This is a genomic window from Klebsiella sp. JN_Kp122 (genome assembly GCF_040062085.1).
GTDB classification, from domain to species: domain Bacteria; phylum Pseudomonadota; class Gammaproteobacteria; order Enterobacterales; family Enterobacteriaceae; genus Klebsiella; species Klebsiella aerogenes.
Map to the genome: position 1 here is coordinate 1 of NZ_JBEAHW010000019.1, position 16,190 is coordinate 16,190.

The following is a 16,190-nucleotide window of genomic DNA, read 5'->3' on the forward strand; positions in this document are numbered from 1 at the left end:
TCCGATTGAGAGTTTACTCACTTAGTCCCGTGTCCACTATTCATGGGTAGGATCAAACAACAGGTAAATAACAATCTGGTAGGAGTCAGTACCGATGAGGCCAGTTTTCTTCAAAGAAACTATGGAATGATTGCCGGAATAACGACTGCAGGAGATAAAATTTTTGGTGCTGTCGGGGATGCTGGAGAAAAATACTTCAAAGCTATAGAAACCACGCTAAAAAAAATAGAGGCCAGCTATCAAAATCAGTTTCGGACACAAGGTACGCTTATAGGACAACAGTTCTTTGTTGAGAGAAATCAACTACTGGCTGAACTTAAAATATTAGTTAATAAACCTATTATTAAATATTTAGCAAAACACTCAATCAAATTCCGACCATATGAGGATATGCGAAGAGCATTAAACCTATCCAGTCGTTCAATTGTCCATGAATGGTCAACGGTTGGAGTAGGTGCTATCCCTGGATATGCCACCTATACCGGTAATGCTGCCAGAGCGGCCCGTTTTTTAAAGTATGGCGGATATATTGGCATTGCATTTTCGTTTGCTGGGGCAACAAATAACGTTATAAAATCTTGTACTACTGGAAGAGAAAGTGAATGTGGTAATACAGCATTTAAAGAATATTTTAAATTTGGTGCAAGTACGACGTTAGGTTTAGCCGGAGGTGCTTATGGCTCCACCGGCGCAGTAGCCCTTTGCGTGGGCGTAGGGCTAGCAACAGCTGGAACAGGGGCATTGCCATGCGCGATTATCGGGGGTCTTGCCGGAGGATATATAGGTGGTAAGTTTGGCGAGTACTCGTCAAAAAAAATATTGGAATTAACAGGATACTAGTAATATGCAATACCTGAGCTATGCGTTATTGATTTGTTGTGTGATAGGCATCCTGTTAATGATCGTCTCGTATTTCATATTCATTTCTCACAGAAAAGAATATAGTGCCATCTTAGAAAGTTATTTAGCAAGCAAGCTTGAATTTCCAATGCTATACAACATCCAATCGATGACTGGTTTTTTTGGAGCTTATCCTGTATCACGTTTCTTTCTGGGATTAAAAGAAAATAAAAAAATCCTTTTCATCACAAAAGAAAGCAACGCATATTCATTCTTCTTACAAAAACCAACATTATCAATAGAATGGATGAAGAAATTCTGTTTTTTCTGGAAGACATCTGTAATGTTAGTTCTTATTCCTTGTATTACCGCTTCAATTATTCACGTACTAAGTTTGGCATAACTTTCGTTTTCTTCACCATCAGTAAAGCGCCAGCAATGTTTCCAGCAGGTTTAAGTCAAAGCCACTTTCAGCGAAAATGGCTTTGACGATGGCGACAACAATGTTAGCCGCTTACAAACGCCCCTGCGCCTGTAGCCATTCACGCACCAGAAACAGCGCGCTGACGTTACGCGCTTCATTGAAGTCTTCTTCTTCCAGTAGCGACATCAGCTGCGACAGCGGCCAGCGCACCTGCGGCAGCGGTTCCGGCTCATCGCCCGGCAGCGATTCCGGATAGAGATCTTCCGCCACCATAATGTTCATTTTGCTGGAGAAATAAGATGGCGCCATGCTGAGCTTCTTCAGGAAGGTCAATTGACGGGCGCCGAAACCCACCTCTTCTTTCAGCTCGCGGTTGGCGGCTTCCATGGCCGTCTCGCCGGGGTCGATAAGCCCTTTGGAGAAACCCAATTCGTAGGATTCGGTACCGACCGCATATTCGCGGATTAAAATAATGTGGTCGTCAACAATCGGCACAATCATTACGGCTTCACGCGCGGTGGGCCGCATGCGTTCATAAACGCGACGCACGCCGTTGCTGAACTCCAGGTCCACGCTTTCAACATTAAAAAGACGCGAACGCGCTACCGTTTCAACGTTGAGAATGGTGGGTTTTTGTAATGATTTGCTCATTGTCATCGGTCTATGCTGTGATTACAGAAGTCATTGTGCGATACGCAGCACGGTTTCGGCAATCCAAATTGCCACTAATTTACATAGTTGCAACGTTTTGCTTGCAATGCAAAGATTCATAAAGATAAAAAAGTCAATAGGTTGAATTTGTTTTGAGAATTTACCGATTCCTGAGTTTTCCCGTTTTTGATAAGCTTACATGCTGCTGCATTGCACAATAAAATTTCCTGCATTAGACAACATGTGCCGATAAACAATTAAAATTACTATGACGATGGGATGGGCATGGGCACCTTTCTGACCTTTTTCACAGCTCTGCTACTCTGTGTCTTGCTTATCGGGTGGTGGTATCGATCTCATGCCAGACGTCGTCGCCTCCCCTTACTGCAAGCCTTTAGCGACGCGACGACCCGCAAGCTTTCTGATGATGAACGCCAGGCGGTCGAAAAGTATCTCGATGGCCTCAGCCAGTCGCAACAGGTACCGGCGACCGGCGCCAGCGTCGCGCCTGTCGCCCTGAAACTGAATGAGCAGAGCGACACCGTTTATACCGTCACCCGCGCCGTCACCCGCTATGGCATTTCGTCTGATGAGCCCAACAAATGGCGATACTTCCTCGACTCGGTGGAGGTTCACCTGCCGCCGTTCTGGGAACAGCATATCAACGACGAGAACAGCGTCTCGCTGATCCCAACCGACAGCCTGCCGCTGGTGATTGTTCTCAATGACCACACCTTGCGCGACTATCCGCAGGAAGCCCGCAGCTACGCGCTTGAACGCGCATCGGCTACCCAGGCGTCGATTCGCGGTGAGGAGAGCGAGCAGGTCGAGCTGCTGAACATCCGCCAGGAAACTCAGGAAGAGCATGCTCTCAGCCGTCCTGACAGCCTGCGCGAAGGGATTATGATCGTCGCAGCCTTCCTGCTGTTCTATTGCTGCCTGATCTCCCCTGACGTCTTTGCGCCGTGGCTGCTCGGCGGCGGCGTACTGTTGTTGGCAGCGGGCTTATGGGGCATCTATGCGCCGCCGCTGGCCGGTTCGCTACGCGAGATCCACTGCCTGCGCGGAATGCCGAAACGTTGGGGACTGTTTGGCGAGAACGATCAGGAACACGTCAATAATATTTCGCTGGGGATTATCGACCTTATCTATCCGCGCCACTGGCAACCGTGGATCGCCCAGGACCTGGGGCAGCAAACCGATATTGATATTTATCTTAACCGCCATGTGGTTCGCCAGGGGCGCTTCCTGTCGCTGCACGATGAAGTGAAAAACTTCCCGCTGCAGTACTGGCTACGCAGCGCGATTATCGCCGCCGGCGCGCTGCTGGTCGTCATCATGCTGTGGATTAGCGTCCCGCTGAATATGCCCTTTAAATTCACGCTCTCCTGGCTTAAGGGGGCGCAGACCATCGAAGCCACCACCGTCGGCCAGCTTGAGAAGGCGAAAGTCCGCATCGGCGACACGCTGCAGTTAAAAGGTACCGGAATGTGCAACATCCGTACGCCGGGCGCCTGGAGCGCGAAAGAAGCCTCACCGTTTACGCCGTTCGATTGTTCGCAGATCATCTGGAACGACGCGCCTCCCCTGCCGCTGCCGGAGTCCGATATCGTCGGTAAAGCCACGGCGCTGGTCCAGGCGGTACAGCGCCAGTTGCATCCTGACCCGGACGACGATTCACACGTTAGCCCGGCATTACGTTCGGCAATTCAAAAATCAGGAATGGTACTGCTGGATGACTTCGGCGATATCGTGCTGAAAACCAACGAGCTCTGTTCGGCGAAAGATGATTGCGTGCGTCTGAAGAACGCGCTGGTCAACCTTGGCAATACCCGCAACTGGGAAGCGCTAACCAAACGCGCCACTGCCGGTAAGCTCGATGGGGTAAACGTGTTGCTGCGGCCGGTGAGCGCCGAATCGCTGGAGAATCTGGTGACCACCTCAACCGCGCCGTTTGTGATGCGTGAAACCTCCCGCGCGGCGCAGGCGCTAAATAGCCCGGCCCCTGGCGGATTCCTGATCGCCAGCGATGAAGGCAGCGAACTGGTCAATCAGCCGTGGCCGGCTATCAGCCTGTACGATTATCCCGCCCACGAGCAGTGGGGCGAGCTGCAGCGTCTGGCGGGTATGCTGATGCATACACCATTCCATGCGGAGGGGATTGTCACCAATCTTTATACCGACGCCAATGGCACCCAGCATATCAATCTGCACCGCATTCCCGATCGCAGCGGGCTGTGGCGCTATCTTGGCACCACTCTGCTGCTGCTGGCGATGCTTGGCTGTATGTCGTGGCACGGCGTGCAGGCGATCCGCCGCTATCAGCGCCAACGTCAGCGCATGGAAGAAATTCAAAAATATTATGAAAGCTGCCTGAATCCGGTTCTCATCCCTTCCCCGGATCATCAAGATTAATTCCTACGCGGCAGGGTGTGATACCCTGTCGCGCATTTCCCCCCTCGCTGGAGACTCACCATGCAAATCAATATCGCGTGGCAGGAGGTTGATACCGTTCTGCTGGATATGGATGGCACGCTGCTCGACCTCGCCTTCGACAACTACTTCTGGCAAAAACTGGTCCCGGAAACCTGGGGCGCCGCGCGCGGACTCAACCTGCAGGAAGCCAAAGCGGCAATGCATCAGGAGTATCACGCCGTGCAGCATACGCTAAACTGGTACTGTCTTGATTACTGGAGCGAGCGACTGGGTTTGGATATTTGTGCGATGACCAGCGAGCAGGGGCCGCGGGCAAAACTGCGGGAAGATACCGTGCCATTCCTTGATGCGCTGCGGGCCAGCGGCAAGCGCCGCATCCTGTTGACCAATGCGCACCCGCATAATCTGGCGGTGAAGCTCAAGCACACCGGTCTGGACGCGCACCTTGATTTATTACTTTCCACCCACACATTTGGTTATCCGAAAGAGGATCAGCGCCTGTGGCGCGCGGTGGCGGAAGAAACCGGACTTGATGCGCGCAAAACGCTGTTTGTCGATGACAGCGAGGCTATCCTGGACGCGGCGGCGCAGTTCGGCATTCGTTATTGCCTGGGCGTCACCAATCCGGATTCAGGCCTGGCGGAAAAACAGTATACCCGCCATCCCGGCGTGAACGATTACCGGCGGCTGATCCCTTCCCTGACTCCGGAGGAGAGGCCATGAAAGATAAGCCCGCAGAAAGCGTCAGGCTGGACAAATGGCTTTGGGCAGCCCGCTTTTATAAAACCCGCGCCATCGCGCGCGAGATGGTTGAAGGCGGCAAGGTGCACTACAACGGACAACGTAGTAAGCCGAGCAAAATCGTCGAGCTGAATGCCACCCTGACTCTGCGTCAGGGCAACGACGAGCGTACCGTTATCGTCAAAAGCGTTACCGAACAACGCAGGCCAGCCAGCGAAGCCGTTATGCTGTACGAAGAGACGGCGGAGAGTATTGAGAAACGCGAAAAAGTGGCGCTGGCGCGTAAGCTGAATGCGCTAACGATGCCGCACCCAGACAGACGTCCGGACAAAAAAGAGCGCCGCGACCTGATGAGATTTAAACACGGTGACAGCGAATAGCGCTGCCGCCAGCAAGAGAGATGATTATGACTCAACACGATCAATTACATCGTTATCTGTTTGAAAACTATGCCGTGCGCGGTGAACTGGTCACCGTATCGGACACGTTGGAACAGATCCTGGCCAACCATAGCTACCCGCAGCCGGTGAAAACCGTTCTGTCGGAGCTGCTGGTCGCCACCAGCCTGCTGACCGCCACGCTGAAGTTCGCCGGCGATATTACCGTTCAGCTGCAGGGCGACGGCCCGCTCTCGCTGGCGGTGATCAACGGCAATAACCAGCAGCAGCTGCGCGGCGTCGCTCGCGTTCAGGGCGAAATCCCGGAAGGCGCGGACCTGAAAACGCTGGTCGGCAACGGCTACCTGGTCATTACCATCTCTCCACAGGAAGGCGAGCGCTATCAGGGCGTTGTTGGCCTGGAAGGCGATACCCTGGCGGCATGCCTGGAAGATTACTTCCAGCGTTCCGAACAGCTGCCGACCCGACTGTTCATTCGTACCGGCGAGCACGACGGTAAAGCGGTGGCTGGCGGCATGCTGTTGCAGGTGATGCCGGCTCAGGACGCGCAGCTTAACGACTTCGAGCATCTGGCGACCCTGACCGAGACCATCAAGGCGGAAGAGCTGTTCACCCTGCCGGCGACCGATGTATTATGGCGCCTGTACCATGAGGAAGAGGTGACGGTATACGACCCGCAAGACGTCGAGTTCAAATGCACCTGTTCTCGCCAGCGCTGCGCCGATGCGCTGAAGACGCTGCCGGATGAAGAAGTCGACAGCATCCTCGCCGACGAAGGCGAAATTGATATGCATTGCGACTACTGCGGTAATCATTATCTGTTCAACGCGATGGATATCGCCGAGATCCGCAATAACGCCTCGCCGGCGGATCCGCAGGTACACTAATTGCCCCTCTCGCCGGGCGTTGCCGGGTTTTTCTGGCCCGCCGCGCCTGGCGTCAACTATTTCGACCGCGTGTTGAATCGATTTTCACTGAAAGAGTTACGTAACTTTCTTTCAAGAAAGCGATTACATTCACATTTCAGCAGTTTTTTTAATTACTTTTTAACCATTCGGAAACATCTATCGCCACCTGCGGCCGTTTTCCTGAGATAATCACGCGCACTTCGTGACAGGAGTCACTGTGTTTTTCGTAAGAAAGGCGTTTGTCGAGATACGTAAATCTATGAGCCTGGTCGCGGTCTATTCCCTGAAAGAAACCCTACAATTTAAAGCAGTACATATTGGCTAAGGAGCAGTGACATGCGCGTTAATAGTTTAACCCCGCAGGATCTCAAGGCTTACGGTATCAATGACGTCCAGGAAATTGTCCACAACCCGAGCTTCGATACGCTGTATCAGGAAGAGCTCGACCCAAAACTGGAAGGTTATGAGCGTGGCGTATTAACCAATCTTGGCGCCATCGCCGTCGATACCGGCATTTTCACCGGCCGTTCGCCGAAAGATAAATATATCGTCCGTGACGATACCACTCGCGATACCGTGTGGTGGTCTGATAAAGGCAATGGCAAGAACGACAACAAGCCGCTCTCCCAGGAAACCTGGCAGCACCTGAAAGGCCTGGTGACTCACCAGCTGTCGGGCAAACGCCTGTTTATCGTCGACGCCTTCTGCGGCGCCAACGCCGACACCCGCCTCAGCGTGCGCTTCATTACTGAAGTCGCCTGGCAGGCACACTTTGTTAAGAACATGTTCATTCGCCCGAGCGAAGAAGAACTGGCAGCCTTCGAGCCGGACTTTATCGTCATGAACGGCGCGAAGTGCACCAACCCGCAGTGGAAAGAGCAGGGTCTGAACTCCGAAAACTTCGTGGCTTTCAACCTGACCGAGCGCATCCAGCTCATCGGCGGCACCTGGTACGGCGGCGAAATGAAGAAAGGGATGTTCTCGATCATGAACTACCTGCTGCCGCTACAGGGCATCGCTTCGATGCACTGCTCCGCTAACGTCGGCGAAAAAGGCGATGTCGCCGTGTTCTTCGGCCTCTCCGGCACCGGTAAAACCACCCTCTCCACCGACCCGAAACGCCGCCTGATTGGCGATGACGAGCACGGATGGGATGATGACGGCGTATTTAACTTCGAAGGCGGCTGCTACGCGAAGACCATTAAGCTGTCGGAAGCCAACGAGCCGGATATCTATCACGCGATCCGCCGCGATGCGCTGCTGGAAAACGTCGTGGTACGGGCTGACGGCACCATCGATTTTGATGACGGTTCGAAGACCGAGAACACCCGCGTCTCCTACCCGATCGACCATATCGAAAATATCGTTAAGCCAGTGTCGAAAGCCGGTCACGCCACCAAGGTTATCTTCCTGACCGCCGACGCCTTTGGCGTATTGCCGCCGGTTTCACGCCTGACCGCTGACCAGACTCAGTACCACTTCCTGTCTGGCTTTACCGCCAAGCTGGCCGGTACCGAGCGCGGCGTCACCGAGCCGACCCCAACCTTCTCCGCCTGCTTCGGCGCCGCGTTCCTGTCGCTGCACCCGACGCAGTACGCTGAAGTGCTGGTGAAACGCATGCAGGCTTCCGGCGCCCAGGCTTACCTGGTCAACACCGGCTGGAACGGTACCGGCAAACGTATCTCAATTAAAGATACCCGCGCGATTATCGACGCTATCCTCGACGGTTCGCTGGATAACGCCGAAACCTTCACTCTGCCGATGTTCAACCTGCAGATCCCAACCGAGCTGCCGGGCGTCGATACCCATATCCTCGACCCGCGTAATACCTACGGTTCTCCGGAGCAGTGGCAGGAGAAAGCCGATCAGCTGGCGAAACTGTTTATTGAGAACTTCGAGAAATATACCGATACCCCGGCCGGCGCTGCGCTGGTTGCGGCCGGTCCGAAGCGTTAATCAGGTCACAGAGACAACAAAGCCGGGCGATGCCCGGCTTTTTTATTTTTATACGCTAATCAACTCTCTTTCGCAGGCTTCGCCGGCGACAGCGCGCGATGCACCGGAATTGGTAGCCAGGCGCGGATCAGCAGGCCGCCGCGTTCGCTGGTGCCAATCTCCAGGCGACCGTTATGATTGTCGATAATACGCTGCACTATCGCCAGCCCCAGCCCGGTGCCGCTGGTGCTACGGGCGCTATCGCCACGCACAAACGGCTGGAACAGATGTTCGCGCTGTTCCGGTTTAATTCCCGGGCCGTCATCTTCCACCTGGAACCAGGCACGGCTGGCTTCGCTGCCGCTGCTGACTTTAATCCAGCCCTTACCGTAACGAGCGGCGTTCACCACCATATTGGCTAGCGCGCGTTTAATCGATAGCGGATGCAGGCGCAGCGGAATTTCTCCGGCCTGCAGATCGGTGGCGATTTCCCGCTCGTAGCCGCTTTCGGCGGCGATCACTTCGCCTAACACGGCATTGAGATCCGCAAGCTCCATCGGCATCTCCTGGCCGGTGCGCAGGTAATCAATAAACTGCTCGATGATGGCGTTGCACTCTTCGATATCTTTATTGATCGACTCGGCAAGATAGCCGTCCTGTTCGCCCATCATCTCCGTCGCCAGCCGGATCCGCGTCAACGGCGTGCGCAAATCGTGGCTGACCCCGGCCATCAGCAGCGTACGGTCATCCGCCAGCTGTTTGACCCCGGCGGCCATATGGTTGAAGGCGCGGGTTACCGAACGCACTTCCGACGCGCCGTACTCGCGTAGGGGCGGCGGAATAATCCCACGTCCGACCTGCAGCGCGGCGTGCTCCAGATCGACCAGCGGCCGGTTCTGGATACGGATGAATAGCCACGCGCCGCCAATGGCCAGCAGCATTATCGCCAGCGTATAACGGAATAGCGGCGAGAAATCGCCCTGATGGATTTCAGTCAGCGGCACCCGCACCCAGATATTCGGCGAAAGCCAGGTCTTCAGCCACACCACCGGCGAGCTTTTGTTGACCTCAACCCGCACTTCGGTCGGCCCGCCAAGCTGGTGCGCCATCTGCTGGCTTAAGAATTCATAATGCTGCGCCCAGCGCAGCCCTGCGTCTTCCGCCGCCTCATTGGAATAGAGCGAAATCCCCAGCTCGCGGTAAATTTCGCGGCGAAACGCCGGCGGAACCACCAGTTGGGTGCCGTCTTCCAGCTGCAGTTTATCGGTCATCAGCATACGGACTTCGTATGCCAGCACCTTATTAAACTGCTGCAGACTCGGCAGGATCGCGAAATTCAGCACCACCAGATAGGTCGTCACCAGGCTGACGAACAGCAGGGTGACGATCAGTAACAGGGTGCGGGCAAATGAGCTTCGCGGCGAAAAACGCACGCGCTTCATGCCTTAGAACCGTCCGGCACGAAGACGTAGCCCAGTCCCCAAACGGTCTGGATGTAGCGCGGATGCGCCGGATCTTCTTCCACCATGCGGCGCAGGCGGGAGATTTGTACGTCGATGGAACGCTCCATCGCCGAGTACTCGCGGCCGCGGGCAAGGTTCATCAGCTTATCGCGGGACAGCGGTTCACGCGGATGGCTAACCAGCGCTTTTAATACCGCGAACTCACCGCTGGTGAGCGGCATCGGCTCATCTTCACGGAACATCTCGCGGGTGCCGAGGTTCAGTTTAAATTTGCCAAAAGCGATCACCGCTTCTTCTTGCGATGGCGCGCCCGGCAGCTCGTTCGCCTGGCGGCGCAGCACGGCGCGGATACGGGCCAGCAGTTCACGCGGGTTAAACGGTTTAGGAATGTAGTCATCGGCGCCGATTTCCAGCCCCACGATACGATCCACTTCTTCCCCTTTCGCCGTCACCATAATGATCGGCATCGGGTTGCTCTGACTACGCAGACGGCGGCAGATAGATAAACCATCTTCGCCCGGCAGCATCAGATCCAGCACCATCAGGTGGAAGGATTCACGGGTCAGCAGGCGATCCATTTGTTCAGCGTTCGCCACGCTACGAACCTGGAAGCCCTGCTCGGTCAGATAACGTTCCAGCAGCGCGCGCAGGCGCATGTCGTCATCCACAACCAGAATCTTATAATTCTCTTGCATTGTTTGTACTCCCAAAGGTTCACTGCAATCGTTAGTGCGTATTCTTAAAAACCCACGCTAATACGACCAGCCAAATCTGGTATATATTCTAGTCGAAATTGTTACAAAGCATATTAAACAGCAATTTATACCCGTCATTCTTCAAGTTGCACGTGCGTTGGCTGCGTGCGCTCACCCCAGTCACATAGTTATCTATGCTCCTGGGGATTCACACACTTGCCGCCTTCCTGCAACTCGAATTATTTAGGGTAAACCCGTCATTCTGAGCAAAATTTACCACCGGCGCGACAAAAAAGAAAAAGGCGGAGGGTCTCCTCCGCCTTTTTAGCTAATTTTGCCGCTTACGCGCGTCGTTGGCTCATGCCGTACCACAGCACCACCAGGAAGCATAGCAGCGGCAACCCATAGGCCAGCGCGGTGCTGTAGCGGTCGGCCAGCGCCCCCATAAAGTAAGGCATAATCGCCCCGCCGACGATGGCCATAATCATAAACGAGCTGGCGCGTTTGGTATGGCTGCCCATATTTTTAACGCCCAGCGCGAAAATGGTCGGGAACATAATCGACATAAAAAAGAAGACCGCAATCAGCGCCACCACCGACACGCCGTCGATACTCATCATCACCAGACCGCAGAGCACGATATTGACCAACGAATACACCATCAGCAGCGTCGCCGCCTGCACCCGCCCCATCAGCCAGGTACTGAAGAAACGACCGACCATAAAGCTAATCATCGCAATCGACAGCAGATAGGAAGCGTGCTGGTTTGTCACGCCATGCCAGTGCTCGGTCGCATAGTTGATAAAGAACGCACCCACGCCGACCTGCGCGGCAACATAAAAGAACTGGGCGATAACCCCGCCGGTAAAGTGGCGATGCTGCCACAGCCCCTGCGCCGCTTCTTGCTGACTGCCCTCCTCTTCGCGAATATCCGGCATCGGCGTGCGGCGGAACAGCAACGCGATGGCCAGCACCAGCACGGCGATAGCGACATAGGTGATTTTTACCGAGCTCTGATCGCCGGTATCGCCCTGAGTAGCTGAAAAGAACAGCGTGCCGCCGATCAGCGGGCCAATAAATTGCCCCAGTCCGTTAAACGACTGCGCCAGATTCAACCGCCGCTCGGCGCCTTTACTATCGCCAAGTACCGTCGCATAAGGGTTCGCCGCGGTCTCAAGACAACCTAATCCACAGGCAATCACAAACAGCGCGAACAGGAACAGCGCAAAGCTATTCACGCTCGCCGCCGGCACAAACAGCAGCGCGCCAAGCGCATACAGGCACAAGCCGACCAGGATCCCCGCTTTATAACCGCGTTTATCCATAAAGTAGCCGGCGGGCAGCGCCACCAGGAAGTAGGCGCCAAAATAGGCCGCCTGCAGTAAACCGGACTGCGCTTTGGTGACGTGCAGGGTCTCCTGAAAATGTTTATTGAGAACATCGAGCAGGCCGTAAGAGAGCCCCCACATAAAGAACAGGCTGGTGACCAGCATAAATGCCCAGCGCAGATTAGGGGTCGCCCCGGCGCGGGCCGCCAGCGGCTCCGCCGTTTTATTCACTAGCATGGTGAGATCCTCAGTAGAGTACAGAGTTGTTTTATTGATCCTGCAAAGAGAATATGCGCTCCATCGACACCCATTTTTCGCCTGCCGGCGTCCAGGGGGTGGGAACCTGGTATTGCCACATCAGCGCTTCCCAGCGCTGAATGACCGGGTGGTTCAGGCTGTGCTGAGCAAAGCGTTCGCCATCGAAATCCCCGGCGACCTCCATCACCATAAACAGCCGCGTGCCAAGCCGGTAAATCTCCATATCCAGCACGCCATGGGCGCGCAGATGCCCGGCGACTTCCGGCCAGATACGTTCATGCAGACGCTGGTATTCGGCAATTTTCTCCGCCGAATCGACCAAATCCAACGCCTGACACAGTCGCCGCCGCGCGGCGGTAACGCTCATGACAGCGCCCTATCGAGATGCAAATATCCGCCGTCCACCGATAGCCACTGCCCGGTAGTGTGCGACGCACGCGAGGAGATAAGAAACACCACGGTATTGGCGATCTCTTCCGGCGTGGTCATGCGTTTGCCCAACGGGATGCGTTGGTTAATCGCCGCCATCTGCCGCTGCGGGTCAGGGAAGGTATTTATCCAGCGCTGGTACTGCGGCGTCAGCACTTCTGCCGGCACCACCGCGTTGACCCGCACGCCGCTCTCGCGCAGCGATACCGCCCATTCACGGGTTAATGCCAGCACCGCCCCTTTCGCCGCGGTATAGCCGCTGGTGCCGCCCTGGCCGCTGAGCGCGGTTTTCGAGGCGATATTGACGATAGCCCCCCGCGCCACCTCTAACGCTTCGCGGCATAGGTGGGCCATCTGATAGTAGTGGATCAGGTTTTTTTCAAGCGATCCGAGAAACGCCTCACGCCCGGCCTCGAGCCCTACGCCATCGTTCACTCCGGCGTTATTCACCAGCGCATCAATACGACCAAAGCGCACCAGCACCTGGCTCACCGCCCTGGCGCATTCAGCCTCCTGGCACAGGTCGGCGATAATCAGCTCACTTTGCGGCGCGATTTGCTTCAGCCTATCCATAAACCCCTGCTCTGGCTGGGCGTTAGTGACGATGACCGGCACCGCCCCCTCTTCCGCCAGCAGTTGCGTTACCGCCGCGCCGATCCCCGAGCCGCCGCCGGTGACGATAACCACTTTGTCTTTAAGAAATAGATCCACGCTTCGCCTCCGTTAAACCATAAACCCGACAGGCAGTGCCGCCCCAGATAGCTGACCGCTGCGTTTCCGTCAGCGGGGCCAGCGCCGTTTCGCACAGCTGGTAAACCTGGCGGTACTCCGCCGCCAGCAGGCATACCGGCCAGTCGGAACCAAACATCAGCCGCTGCGGGCCAAACAGCTCCAGCGCGGCGTCGAAGAAAGGCAGCAGTTGCTGCTCGGTCCAGCATCCGCCCGCGGCCTCGGTCACCAGACCAGAAAGCTTAAGCGCCACGTGCGGTAGCGCCGCCAGCGGCCGCGCCTGTTCAGCCCAGTAGGCCGCGCCGCGCGCGATATCCGGCTTGCCGAAATGGTCGAGTACCAGCCAGTGATCATCGTGGCGGGCGGCAAAGCGTGCCGCCGCCGCGAGATGACGATGGGTAACCAACAGATCCCAGCTATAGCCCTGGCGCTGCAACTGCTGCATTCCTCGCGAGACCGCCTCGCGCTCAAGCCACGCTGCCGGATCGGCTTCATCCTGCACCTGATGGCGCAACCCGCACAGCTGGTCGCGCCACTGCGTCAGCTTGTCCTCGAGATCCGCGGCGGTAATATCCAGCCAGCCCACTACGCCGCATACGCCAACCGCCTGAGAAACCTGCGCCACCAGCCAGGCGGTTTCGTTTTCATCATGACGCGCCTGCACCACCACCGCGCCATCGAGCCGGTGCTGCGCCAGCAGCGGCTGGAGCTGCGGGGGGTAAAAATCCCGGCGCAGTTGCGGCATGTCGTCATCAATCCACGGGTAATCCTGTGGCTGATAGCGCCAGTAGTGGTGGTGGGCGTCAATGCGCAACATGCGCTTCTCCACGGTAGCGGTACTGCTCGATAGAAGCCTGATGCATTTCAATCGAGTAGCCCGGCGCCTGCGGCGGCATATAAGCTGCGCCGCGGATTTCGCAAGGGTGCAAGAAGTGCTCGTGCAGATGGTCAACAAACTCAATCACCCGCCCTTCATGGGTACCGGCGATGCACAGGTAGTCAATCATCGACAGGTGCTGGACGTATTCGCACAGTCCGACGCCGCCGGCGTGCGGGCAAACCGGCAGGTTGTACTTCGCCGCCATCAGCATCACCGCCAGCACTTCGTTGACGCCACCTAACCGGCAGGCATCGATCTGCACCACGTCAATCGCGCCGCGCATAATGAATTGTTTGAACATAATCCGGTTCTGGCACATCTCGCCGGTGGCGACCTTCACCGCGCCGATGTTTTCGCGGATCTTGCGGTGGCCTTCGATATCATCCGGGCTGGTCGGCTCTTCGATAAACCACGGGTTGGCGAAGGCCAACGCTTTGACCCATGGAATGGCGGCGTCCACTTCCCATACCTGGTTGGCGTCAATCATCAATTTCCGCTCGGGGCCAATCACTTCCCGGGCGATGCGCACGCGGCGGATGTCATCTTCAATGTCGCGCCCGACCTTCAGCTTGATATGCGAGAAACCGGCATCAACCGCCTGCTGACAAAGACGACGCAGTTTTTCATCACCGTATCCCAGCCAGCCCGCTGAGGTGGTGTAGCACGGATAACCCTGCGCCTGTAGCTGTTCGAGACGCTGGGCTTTGCCCTCCTCACGGCTTTCCAGCAGGCGCAGCGCCTCCTCCGGGGTAATGCAGTCGGTGATGTAGCGAAAATCGATACAGCGCACCAGCTCGGCCGGGCTCATATCGGCGACCAGTCGCCAGACCGGTTTGCCTTCGGCCTTCGCCCACAGATCCCACACCGCATTGACCACCGCGCCGGTCGCCAGGTGAATCGCCCCTTTGTCCGGGCCAATCCAGCGCAGCTGGCTATCGCTGGTAAAGCGCCGCCAGAAGGCGCCCATATCGGCGGCGATCGTCTCGAGTTGCTCGCCGACGATTAAATGCTCCAGCGCCTGAATCGCCGCGCAGCAAATTTCGTTGCCGCGGCCTATGGTGAAGGTCAACCCGTGACCGGTGAGCTTAGGATTGTCGGTTTCGAGGATCACGTAGGCGGCGGAGTAATCCGGGTCGGGATTCATCGCATCGGAGCCGTCCAACTGCTGCGAAGTGGGGAAACGAATATCCTCTACCCGCAGGGCGGTAATTTGCGTCATTGTTTGTCCTCCACGGTCAGCTGCTGCTGTTCGCCCAACCCTTCAATGCCCAAACGAATAGTCTGGCCGGCGCGTAAATAAACCGGCTGCGGTTTCTGGCCCATACCCACCCCCGGCGGCGTACCGGTGGAGATGACATCGCCCGGCTGCAGGCTCATAAAGCGGCTCAGGTAGCTGATGATATAGGGCACTTTGAAAATCATGGTGCGGGTGTTGCCGTCCTGATAGCGCTTGCCATCGACCTCCAGCCACAGGTTAAGCGCGTTGGGATCGGGGATTTCATCAGCGGTGACCAGCCAGGGGCCGGTCGGCCCGAACGTGTCGCAGCCTTTGCCCTTATCCCAGGTGCCGCCGCGCTCGATTTGATACTCACGTTCGGAGACGTCATTAATCACGCAGTAGCCAGCAACGTGCTGCATGGCGTCGCGCTCGTCGATATAGCGCCCACCTTTGCCAATCACTACCCCTAATTCGACTTCCCAGTCGGTCTTTTGCGAACCGCGCGGGATAATCACGTTGTCGTTAGGCCCGACCACCGCGCTGGTCCACTTGCTGAATACCACCGGTTCCTGCGGAATATCGGCGCCGGTCTCCGCGGCGTGATCGGCATAGTTCAGGCCGATGCAGATAAACTTACCGATACCGCCAACGCAGGCGCCAATACGCGGATTGCCTTCAACCAGCGGCAGGCTGTAGAGATCCAGCTGGCGCAGACGCGCCAGACTCTCCGGCAGCAGCGCGTCGCCGCGCAGGTCGCTAATATATTGCGATAGGTCGCGCAAGCGGCCGTCGTTATCGAGTACGCCCGGACGCTCGCTGCCGGGATTGCCAAAACGAAGTAATTTCATGCGTTTTC

15 protein-coding genes are annotated in these 16,190 nt (G+C 56.3%); 6 read left to right on the forward strand and 9 right to left on the reverse strand.

Annotated elements, in window-relative coordinates; translation table 11 throughout:
• The first annotated feature begins 42 nt into the window (after window positions 1-42).
• Complete coding sequence (locus ABLU78_RS07400; RefSeq protein WP_048229992.1) at window positions 43-840, forward strand: hypothetical protein; 798 nt, start codon at window positions 43-45, stop codon at window positions 838-840.
• A 514-nt stretch (window positions 841-1,354) separates the two neighbouring features.
• Here ABLU78_RS07400 and nudE read toward each other — a convergent pair.
• A complete protein-coding gene (gene nudE / locus ABLU78_RS07405) occupies window positions 1,355-1,915 on the reverse strand; it encodes an ADP compounds hydrolase NudE (RefSeq protein ID WP_015703662.1) in 561 nt (186 codons plus the stop codon).
• Between the two features lie 285 nt (window positions 1,916-2,200).
• On the opposite strand from nudE, the gene ABLU78_RS07410 reads away from it, so the two are divergent.
• The 5 genes from ABLU78_RS07410 to pckA all read left to right on the forward strand — a co-directional run bounded on the left by ABLU78_RS07410 (window position 2,201) and on the right by pckA (window position 8,354).
• Complete coding sequence (locus tag ABLU78_RS07410) at window positions 2,201-4,330, forward strand: intracellular growth attenuator family protein (protein WP_015703663.1); 2,130 nt, start codon at window positions 2,201-2,203, stop codon at window positions 4,328-4,330.
• Window positions 4,331-4,390: 60 nt separating this feature from the next.
• A complete protein-coding gene (gene yrfG / locus ABLU78_RS07415) occupies window positions 4,391-5,074 on the forward strand; it encodes a GMP/IMP nucleotidase (protein ID WP_015703664.1) in 684 nt (227 codons plus the stop codon).
• The gene (hslR, locus tag ABLU78_RS07420; protein ID WP_015369376.1) at window positions 5,071-5,472 is read left to right on the forward strand and encodes a ribosome-associated heat shock protein Hsp15; all 402 of its coding nucleotides are present in this window, start codon (window positions 5,071-5,073) and stop codon (window positions 5,470-5,472) included. Before yrfG ends, hslR begins: the two co-directional genes overlap by 4 nt.
• A gap of 26 nt (window positions 5,473-5,498) precedes the next feature.
• A complete protein-coding gene (gene hslO, locus ABLU78_RS07425) occupies window positions 5,499-6,377 on the forward strand; it encodes an Hsp33 family molecular chaperone HslO (RefSeq protein WP_015703666.1) in 879 nt (292 codons plus the stop codon).
• A 357-nt stretch (window positions 6,378-6,734) separates the two neighbouring features.
• A complete protein-coding gene (gene pckA, locus ABLU78_RS07430; RefSeq protein WP_015703667.1) occupies window positions 6,735-8,354 on the forward strand; it encodes a phosphoenolpyruvate carboxykinase (ATP) in 1,620 nt (539 codons plus the stop codon).
• Between the two features lie 59 nt (window positions 8,355-8,413).
• On the opposite strand, the gene envZ is transcribed toward pckA, so the two are convergent.
• The 8 genes from envZ to ABLU78_RS07470 form a co-directional block, all read right to left on the reverse strand.
• Window positions 8,414-9,775 (reverse strand): two-component system sensor histidine kinase EnvZ, encoded by a 1,362-nt coding sequence (gene envZ, locus ABLU78_RS07435; RefSeq protein WP_015369373.1) that lies wholly within the window; start codon window positions 9,773-9,775, stop codon window positions 8,414-8,416.
• On the reverse strand, window positions 9,772-10,491 hold the full coding sequence (gene ompR / locus ABLU78_RS07440; RefSeq protein ID WP_001157751.1) for a two-component system response regulator OmpR: 720 nt from the start codon (window positions 10,489-10,491) through the stop codon (window positions 9,772-9,774). The genes envZ and ompR overlap by 4 nt, the downstream gene beginning before the upstream one ends.
• A gap of 341 nt (window positions 10,492-10,832) precedes the next feature.
• Window positions 10,833-12,056, reverse strand: coding sequence for an L-fucose:H+ symporter permease (gene fucP / locus ABLU78_RS07445; RefSeq protein WP_020077794.1), 1,224 nt, complete (start codon window positions 12,054-12,056; stop codon window positions 10,833-10,835).
• A gap of 31 nt (window positions 12,057-12,087) precedes the next feature.
• Window positions 12,088-12,444 (reverse strand): L-rhamnose mutarotase, encoded by a 357-nt coding sequence (locus ABLU78_RS07450; protein WP_015369371.1) that lies wholly within the window; start codon window positions 12,442-12,444, stop codon window positions 12,088-12,090.
• Window positions 12,441-13,217: an SDR family oxidoreductase gene (locus ABLU78_RS07455; RefSeq protein ID WP_048229990.1), complete on the reverse strand. Its 777-nt coding sequence runs from the start codon at window positions 13,215-13,217 to the stop codon at window positions 12,441-12,443. The genes ABLU78_RS07450 and ABLU78_RS07455 overlap by 4 nt, the downstream gene beginning before the upstream one ends.
• Window positions 13,201-14,052 carry an amidohydrolase family protein gene (locus ABLU78_RS07460; RefSeq protein WP_015703670.1) on the reverse strand — a complete coding sequence of 284 codons (852 nt, stop codon included), beginning with the start codon at window positions 14,050-14,052 and terminating at the stop codon, window positions 13,201-13,203. The genes ABLU78_RS07455 and ABLU78_RS07460 overlap by 17 nt, the downstream gene beginning before the upstream one ends.
• A complete protein-coding gene (locus tag ABLU78_RS07465) occupies window positions 14,039-15,334 on the reverse strand; it encodes an L-fuconate dehydratase (protein ID WP_015369368.1) in 1,296 nt (431 codons plus the stop codon). The genes ABLU78_RS07460 and ABLU78_RS07465 overlap by 14 nt, the downstream gene beginning before the upstream one ends.
• Window positions 15,331-16,182, reverse strand: coding sequence for a fumarylacetoacetate hydrolase family protein (locus ABLU78_RS07470; RefSeq protein ID WP_015369367.1), 852 nt, complete (start codon window positions 16,180-16,182; stop codon window positions 15,331-15,333). The genes ABLU78_RS07465 and ABLU78_RS07470 overlap by 4 nt, the downstream gene beginning before the upstream one ends.
• Window positions 16,183-16,190: the final 8 nt, after the last annotated feature.

Coding starts and splice junctions, on each gene's coding strand:
- ABLU78_RS07400 (WP_048229992.1), top strand. CDS start 43: ATGGGTAGGATCAAACAACAGGTAAATAACAATCTGGTAGGAGTCAGT.
- nudE (WP_015703662.1), bottom strand. CDS start 1,915: ATGAGCAAATCATTACAAAAACCCACCATTCTCAACGTTGAAACGGTA.
- ABLU78_RS07410 (WP_015703663.1), top strand. CDS start 2,201: ATGGGCACCTTTCTGACCTTTTTCACAGCTCTGCTACTCTGTGTCTTG.
- yrfG (WP_015703664.1), top strand. CDS start 4,391: ATGCAAATCAATATCGCGTGGCAGGAGGTTGATACCGTTCTGCTGGAT.
- hslR (WP_015369376.1), top strand. CDS start 5,071: ATGAAAGATAAGCCCGCAGAAAGCGTCAGGCTGGACAAATGGCTTTGG.
- hslO (WP_015703666.1), top strand. CDS start 5,499: ATGACTCAACACGATCAATTACATCGTTATCTGTTTGAAAACTATGCC.
- pckA (WP_015703667.1), top strand. CDS start 6,735: ATGCGCGTTAATAGTTTAACCCCGCAGGATCTCAAGGCTTACGGTATC.
- envZ (WP_015369373.1), bottom strand. CDS start 9,775: ATGAAGCGCGTGCGTTTTTCGCCGCGAAGCTCATTTGCCCGCACCCTG.
- ompR (WP_001157751.1), bottom strand. CDS start 10,491: ATGCAAGAGAATTATAAGATTCTGGTTGTGGATGACGACATGCGCCTG.
- fucP (WP_020077794.1), bottom strand. CDS start 12,056: ATGCTAGTGAATAAAACGGCGGAGCCGCTGGCGGCCCGCGCCGGGGCG.
- ABLU78_RS07450 (WP_015369371.1), bottom strand. CDS start 12,444: ATGAGCGTTACCGCCGCGCGGCGGCGACTGTGTCAGGCGTTGGATTTG.
- ABLU78_RS07460 (WP_015703670.1), bottom strand. CDS start 14,052: ATGTTGCGCATTGACGCCCACCACCACTACTGGCGCTATCAGCCACAG.
- ABLU78_RS07465 (WP_015369368.1), bottom strand. CDS start 15,334: ATGACGCAAATTACCGCCCTGCGGGTAGAGGATATTCGTTTCCCCACT.
- ABLU78_RS07470 (WP_015369367.1), bottom strand. CDS start 16,182: ATGAAATTACTTCGTTTTGGCAATCCCGGCAGCGAGCGTCCGGGCGTA.